At 36.1% G+C, this 988-nt stretch carries 3 protein-coding genes; all 3 read right to left on the bottom strand.

The window, feature by feature from the left end:
- Nucleotides 1–258 (bottom strand): hypothetical protein (locus tag FcAc13_RS04095; protein WP_187754936.1); only part of this gene is annotated, 258 nt, incomplete at its 3' end.
- Nucleotides 251–676 carry a lysozyme gene (locus FcAc13_RS04090; RefSeq protein ID WP_187754935.1) on the bottom strand — a complete coding sequence of 142 codons (426 nt, stop codon included), beginning with the start codon at nt 674–676 and terminating at the stop codon, nt 251–253. The genes FcAc13_RS04090 and FcAc13_RS04095, both read right to left, overlap by 8 nt.
- The coding region (locus FcAc13_RS04085) for a phage holin family protein (RefSeq protein ID WP_223064521.1) at nt 676–988 on the bottom strand (313 nt) is incomplete at its 5' end. The genes FcAc13_RS04090 and FcAc13_RS04085, both read right to left, overlap by 1 nt.

Here is a 988-nt window from a genome sequence, read left to right as displayed (position 1 = left end):
AGCACAATCATTATTCTTGAGTAGTTCATTAATTTGTTCCTGTATCGCTAATGAATGATTTTCAAGTTCACGTTTAGCCAGCTCATTGTTAGCTATAATTTGATTGCTAATCATTGCTTGTTGTTCAAGCTGTGTAATTTGATTTGATAGTTCAGTGACTCTTTTATTCGCTGCTCTTTCATCTTGCCAACTATTATAGGCAATATAACTTAGCATTAAGCAAATCGCTGCGCTAATAACAATCTGTTTATTATTCATTGAATAAATCTTCTTCAGCTTGTCGGCGTCGAATTAAGCCTGCTAATATAATATTGCCTGCCCTATTCCAGCGCTTAAATTGTTCTGCTGCTCCCACATAATCGCCAGCATTAAGTTTGGCTAACAACGTTGATTGATTAAATGCTGCTACGCCAATATTAAAAACCAGTGAACATAATGCATCGAATTGATTTTGATTAAGTTTAACTTTGACTAGTCGATTGATTGAGCGTTCCACTTGATATAAATCTTGCATTAAAAAACAATTAGCTTGTTCATGGCTGATCCTATCATTCTGTTTGACGCCCCTAGTGTGACCATAACCGATAGTCCATTTTTTAGCCGAACATAAATAAGCTTTCAGCTCTAATGATTCAAAGCTTTTGATGAGTTCTAAGCCTTTTTCGCTGATAATCATTACTCACTTCCTTTTGCTTTTTTGATCAAACGTTCTTCCAGCGTTTTTATTAAGCTTGCGCCTGACCAGCCGGCTAAACCAGCAACACCGCCGGCAAATTCAAATTCCCAATTAAAATAGCTGGCAATAAACACGATAAGTAAACCGGAAAAAATAGAAATGAAAATTTGCGCGATTAATGACCATAATTGGAATGTATCGCCGTTCAAAAGGCGATAACAGTAACTTGCTAAAGAACCAAGTAAGGTCACAATAAATAAATAAACAACAACAACCCAGTTGATGTTGTCGGGATCTTTGATTGGCATGATT

Source organism: Frischella japonica (assembly GCF_014489845.1).
GTDB lineage: Bacteria > Pseudomonadota > Gammaproteobacteria > Enterobacterales > Orbaceae > Frischella > Frischella japonica.
Note: the sequence above shows the minus strand (reverse complement) of the source record. Positions and strands in the feature narration are given on the sequence as shown.

Excerpts from the sequence above, each read along its gene's own strand:
- FcAc13_RS04090 (WP_187754935.1), bottom strand. The coding sequence starts at position 676 with ATGATTATCAGCGAAAAAGGCTTAGAACTCATCAAAAGCTTTGAATCA.